This window comes from Haladaptatus sp., assembly GCF_049589095.1.
Classification (GTDB): Archaea; Halobacteriota; Halobacteria; order Halobacteriales; family Haladaptataceae; genus Haladaptatus.
Window position 1 is genome coordinate 1 of the sequence record NZ_JBAWAC010000381.1, and the last position, 5,135, is coordinate 5,135.

At 63.8% G+C, this 5,135-nt stretch carries 6 protein-coding genes; 3 read left to right on the forward strand and 3 right to left on the reverse strand.

Going from position 1 to position 5,135, the window contains the following annotated elements; translation table 11 throughout:
• Positions 1 to 480, reverse strand: a 480-nt coding sequence (locus WBV42_RS11905; protein ID WP_423986228.1) for an endonuclease V, incomplete at its 3' end; no start/stop codon positions are given.
• A gap of 4 nt (positions 481 to 484) precedes the next feature.
• A complete protein-coding gene (locus tag WBV42_RS11910) occupies positions 485 to 1,381 on the reverse strand; it encodes a rhomboid family intramembrane serine protease (RefSeq protein ID WP_423986229.1) in 897 nt (298 codons plus the stop codon).
• A 307-nt stretch (positions 1,382 to 1,688) separates the two neighbouring features.
• Here WBV42_RS11910 and WBV42_RS11915 point away from each other — a divergent pair, with 307 nt between their 5' ends.
• Genes WBV42_RS11915 through WBV42_RS11925 form a run of 3 tightly spaced genes read left to right on the forward strand, consistent with a single transcriptional unit; the run spans position 1,689 to position 4,305 of the window.
• Positions 1,689 to 2,126, forward strand: a complete 438-nt coding sequence (locus WBV42_RS11915) for a DUF5788 family protein (RefSeq protein WP_423986230.1) — start codon at positions 1,689 to 1,691, stop codon at positions 2,124 to 2,126.
• Positions 2,123 to 3,868, forward strand: coding sequence for a DNA polymerase/3'-5' exonuclease PolX (polX, locus tag WBV42_RS11920; RefSeq protein WP_423986231.1), 1,746 nt, complete (start codon positions 2,123 to 2,125; stop codon positions 3,866 to 3,868). The genes WBV42_RS11915 and polX overlap by 4 nt, the downstream gene beginning before the upstream one ends.
• Positions 3,868 to 4,305: a Mut7-C RNAse domain-containing protein gene (locus WBV42_RS11925; RefSeq protein ID WP_423986232.1), complete on the forward strand. Its 438-nt coding sequence runs from the start codon at positions 3,868 to 3,870 to the stop codon at positions 4,303 to 4,305. Before polX ends, WBV42_RS11925 begins: the two co-directional genes overlap by 1 nt.
• Here the strand turns inward: WBV42_RS11925 and WBV42_RS11930 are convergent.
• The gene (locus WBV42_RS11930) at positions 4,302 to 5,126 is read right to left on the reverse strand and encodes a DUF7139 domain-containing protein (protein WP_423986233.1); all 825 of its coding nucleotides are present in this window, start codon (positions 5,124 to 5,126) and stop codon (positions 4,302 to 4,304) included. The genes WBV42_RS11925 and WBV42_RS11930 overlap by 4 nt on opposite strands.
• Between the last annotated feature and the right edge of the window lie 9 nt (positions 5,127 to 5,135).

Below are 5,135 nucleotides of genomic sequence, written 5' to 3' on the forward strand. Positions count from 1 at the left end.
GTCCAACATCACGCCGATGTGCGTGGCGATTCCGGCCTGCCGGAAGTGAATCCGTCCGCTTCCGTCCACCACGGCGAGGTCGGGCGAGACGGTCAACTTCTCGAAGGCGCGCAAAATTGCGGTTCCCTCCCGAAACGACAGCAGTCCGGGGATGTACGGAATCTCCGTCTCGACGGCGGCGTGGACGCGCTCCACGACCTCCCCGTCCCGCGACGCGACGAGCGCGCTCACGGCGAGGTCGTCGATGAAGGCTTGGTCCACGCCGACGACGACGGGGGAGTCATTGGTTGCGGGCGTTTCGTCACCGGTCGGCAGGTGCGTCTGCTCCTCGTCGGTCGCTTCCGCACGAACGCTCCCCGCGTCGAAGTCGAACGCGTCCTCGAAAATAGCCGTCTCCGCCACCTCGTACTGAAGCGCTTCCATCTCCTCGCGCGAGAGCGACGCGTCCGGAACGAATTCGGGGTGGGCGAGGTCGGTCATCGCATCAGAACCGGCGGCGGCCACCGCCCATGCCGCCGCGTCCGCCGCCCCCGCCGATGTCGAGTTCGGAGGGGCCGCTGGTACCGTGTTCTTTCACCCACGCGCCGTACAGCAGGCCGATTCCCAGTCCGGTAAGGTGGGCCAGTTGGGCGACGCCGTTCGCGCCTGGTCCGGCGGAAACGCTCACGAATCCGGAGTAGATGGCGAAGCCGATGGTCGCCACCCAGAGTGGCAGTGGGAGGATGAAGTAAATGTATATTTTCATGTTCGGGTTCAGCACCGTGAGGACGCCCATAACGGCCATGATAGCGCCGCTCGCGCCGCGAACTGCGGCGTTTCCGCCCATCAACCCGACGACGCCGACCTGCGCCAATCCGGCGAGGATGCCGCTAGCGAGGAACAACGCGGTGAACTTCTTGCTCCCGATGTACCGCTCCAGCACCTGTCCGAAGAAGTACAGCACGATACCGTTGAAGAGGATGTGGAAGAAACTGTACGGGTCGTGTGCGAAGATGGACGTGACCCACGTCCAGACGCGGGCGATGTGATTCGTCTGGAGGACGAACAGTTTGTCGAACAGCGCCACATCCCCCATCACGTTGAGGACGAACACCTCCGCGACGAACGTCAGCACCATCAGCCCGAGGAACACGAACGTCATGTTCCCGCGGAAGTAGCTCAGCGGGCCGCCGGTGCGGGCGGCGGCACTGAATCGACCGCCACTGTCGTTCGCGCTGTCATCGAAGCCACTGTCGAACACTCCCTCCGGGTCGTTCCACTTATCCAACCCCGGACAGGAGTGATTCTCCGGGAGTCGGTGCTCAGCACAGAACGTCCCGCCGCACATCCGGCACTGGTACGGCATATTCTCGTTCTGCCCACACACGTCGCATTGCGCCATTGTTCCATGGTTTGAACCGACCGGTCAAATGGGTTTGGGTGCGTGGCGGACGTGGAAAATAGGGGGAGAAAATCGAGCGCCGAGAAACCGTCGAGCGAATCGGATTTCCGCGCACAGTAGACAGGGAAATTGTAGAACTATCGGATTGTCGTCATCGATCCGAAGCCGGATTCCAGAAACCACAGCAGTTGGCCGGTCAGCGTGTCCGGTTCGTCGTGGTCGTCGGCCGAACCCGAAAGTTCGGTTGGGTGATGTCCCGAGTGCAGAGGGCAGGAAGTTTTTGACTGCTGACCGAGGAGTATGGAATGTGAAGGAGTACGAACGAAAAGGACTGCTGGAGCGGGTCGAACGTGAAAGCGCGACCCTGGGCGCGTCGATTCCCGAGTCGATTTCGGTGCAGGGAGAGGAGATCGACCTCCGCGAGTTCGTCTTCGAAATCAAACGTCGGGAAACGATCCCGGAGGGCGAACGCGACCGCGTGGAACGGGCGAAACGGAACCTGCGCCGCGAGCGCCTCCAGCGCAAGGAACGGCTGGAAGAGGCGGACATCACCAAGGAAGAGGGCGAACAGTTGGTCGAGAACATCATCGGCATCGACCGCGCGCTGAACGCGCTCGAAAACCTCGGGTCGACGAATCTGGAAGCCGAAGGGAGTGCCAAGGAGGCCGCCGACCAGAAACGGTGGATGTCGTTCCTCCAGCAGGCGCTCGGCAACGAAAGCAGCGGGAAACGATCACGATTATGAGTCGAAACGAGGAAGTCGCGGCGTTGTTCGAGGAGTACGCCGACTTGGTCGAAGCACAGGACGTCCAGTACAAACCGCAGGCCTACCGCCGGGCGGCGGACAACATCCGCGACTACCCGGAGGACATCGCGGAGTTGGCCGAGCAGGGACCCGACGCAGTCGGGGAAATCCCGCAGGTCGGCGACTCGATTGCGAGCAAAGTCATCGAATACTTCGAGACCGGCGAAATCGAGGAACTGGAGGAGGAACGCGAGAACCTCCCCGTCGAGATGGTCGAACTGACGCGCGTCGAGGGCGTCGGCCCGAAGACGGTCGGGAGCCTCTACGAGGAACTCGGTATCCGAACGCTGGACGACTTGGAGGACGCGGCCCGCGAGGGGGAGATTCAAGAGATCAAGGGCTACGGTCCCAAGACGGAGGAGAACATCCTCGACGGTATCGAGTTCGCCCGGACGGTACGGGGACGGGAACTGCTCGGCGACGCTCGGCCGGTCGGGGACCAGGTGCTCGCCTTCTTCGACGGGATTCCGTCCGTCGGGCGGCACGAACTCGCCGGGTCGCTTCGGCGCTGGCGCGAGACCATCGGCGACATCGACGTGCTCGCCGAGAGCGAGGAAGACGAGAAGGAGGCGGTCATCGAAGCGTTCACCGACTGGGAGCGGGCGACGGAGGTCATCGAATCGGGGACCGACAAGGCCGCCATCCGCGTCTCGGACATGCGCATTGATCTCCGCGTCGTCGTCCCCGAGGAGTTCGGCAGCGCGCTCCAGTACTTCACCGGAAGCAAGAACCACAACATCACCCTGCGGAACTACGCCATCGAACAGGGGTACAAGGTGAACGAGTACGGCGTGTTCGACGTGAGTGATGTCGAGAACCCCGACGCAGGCCAGCGCGTCGGCGAGAAGGTCGCGAGCGAGACGGAAGCCAGCATGTACGAGGCGCTCGGCCTGCCGCTCATCGCGCCCGAAATGCGCGAGGACAACGGCGAAATCGATGCCGCGCTGAACGACGACCTCCCGAATCTCATCGAGGAGGGCGACGTGCGCGGCGACCTCCACCTGCACACGAATTGGTCGGACGGAAACAACACCATCGCGGAGATGATCGAGGGCGCGGACGAGTTCGGCCACGACTACATCGTCATCTCCGACCACGCGACGGGGTCCGGGATGGTCGGCGGCGTCGGATTGGACGACGACGAACTCGAAGAACAGATAGCCGAGGTGCGTGCGGCCGCCGAGGACGCCCCCATCGACGTGTTCACCGGCGTCGAGGCGAACATCGACCCGGACGGCGGAATCAGCGTCGGTGACGACGTGCTCGCCGAACTGGATATCGTCGTCGCCTCGCCGCACAGCAGTCTGGACGGCGACGCCACCGAGCGGTTGATCCGGGCGATCGAACACCCGAGCGTCGATATTCTCGGCCATCCGAGCGGCCGACTCATCAACCAACGGCCGGGCCACGATTTCGACGTTCGGGAAGTGGCGAGCGCCGCCGCGGACAACGGCGTCGCGCTGGAAATCAACAGCAACACGCACCGTCTCGACCTCTGGGGTGCGGCGGTGCAGGTCGCGGTCGAGGAGGGCGTGACCATCGCCATCGACACCGACGCTCACAGCCCCGGCGAGTACGGGAACATCAGATACGGGGTTCACACCGCGCGGCGGGGCTGGGCCGAGGCGGACGACGTGCTCAACACCCGCGACGCCGCGGGCGTCCGCGAGTTCCTGCACTGATGGACCGCCTCTTTCTCGACGTGATGTTGGGAAAGCTCACGACGTACCTGCGGATGTGTGGCTATGACGCCGCGTACGCGCTGGACAGGGGTGTCGAGGACGACGACGCGATTCTCGAACTGGCCGAATCCGAGGACAGGACACTTCTCACGCGGGACGTGGAACTCGCGGGGCGTTCCGAGGACGCGATTTGCATCGAGTCGCTCGACGTGGAGGACCAGTTGGGAGAACTGCGAGAGCACGGGTTTTCCCTCTCGCTCTCCGAACCCGCCCGTTGTTCGGACTGTAACGGGCGACTGGTTCGAGAGCGTGAGGGAAAGGAGATACCGGAACACGTCCCCGACGGAAAGAGGGTGTGGCGCTGTCGGGACTGTGGAAAGCTATTCTGGAAGGGAAGCCACTGGGAGTCGGTCGAAGAGACGCTGTCGGAACTCTAGCGGTTGGACTGCCAGCGGTCGCAGGCGTCCATGTCGGTCATTCGCTGGTCGTGGAGTCCGCAGTACGGTGTCATCCCGGTGTCAGTACGGGCGTAATCGAAGTGGACGCAGTTGCCGCAGTACGCGTCCGTCGGGCCCACCGGGGACGAAGCGGACGGCCGGTCGGTATCCATCGGCGAGGTGATGTCGTCGCTCGCCGCGCCGCCGTCACTAACGGGGGCGGTGGGTGTCGGTTTCGCGCTAGGGGATTCCATACCGGTCGGGTCGTCGCCGAAGACGCCGATACCGCCCAACCCGCGTTGTTTCTCGACTTCGACGATTTTCGTCTCGCCCTTTCGCGTGACTTCCATCGTGACGGTCCCGCCGGGGTCGTTCCGCGTCTTGAAGTTGACGACGGCGGTGAACAGACACCAGAACGTCGTCATGAGGCCGACGAAGTAGACCGCGACGACGGGCAGCGTGAGGTGTTGGCCGTGTCCGGCCCAGTGATGCGGGTAGGCGTACCAGAACATGGCGACGCCGAGAATCGTGATGCTGGACCCGATGGCCGCCGCCGCGCGCACGCGGTCGCTCGTCGCCGGGAGGACGACGAACACACCGACGAAAACGGCGGGAACGCCCAGTCCGGCGGAGATACCCGCGAACTTCCGTGCGCCATACATGTCCAACCCGACGGCCGAGAACAGGTTCGTCGTCGCCGCGAGGATTCCCACGACGACGAGCAACGACCCGACGAGAAACAGGCCGACGCCGAGATAGAGACGTCGGGGGCGTTTTTTCACGCCGCCGTGCCCTTCGTACGTTTCCCCGAGGCTTATCATGTGTCTGCC

Bases quoted from the DNA above. Each gene is read 5' to 3' on its own strand.
- polX (WP_423986231.1), top strand. From the start codon at position 2,123: ATGAGTCGAAACGAGGAAGTCGCGGCGTTGTTCGAGGAGTACGCCGAC.
- WBV42_RS11910 (WP_423986229.1), bottom strand. From the start codon at position 1,381: ATGGCGCAATGCGACGTGTGTGGGCAGAACGAGAATATGCCGTACCAG.
- WBV42_RS11930 (WP_423986233.1), bottom strand. From the start codon at position 5,126: ATGATAAGCCTCGGGGAAACGTACGAAGGGCACGGCGGCGTGAAAAAA.
- WBV42_RS11925 (WP_423986232.1), top strand. From the start codon at position 3,868: ATGGACCGCCTCTTTCTCGACGTGATGTTGGGAAAGCTCACGACGTAC.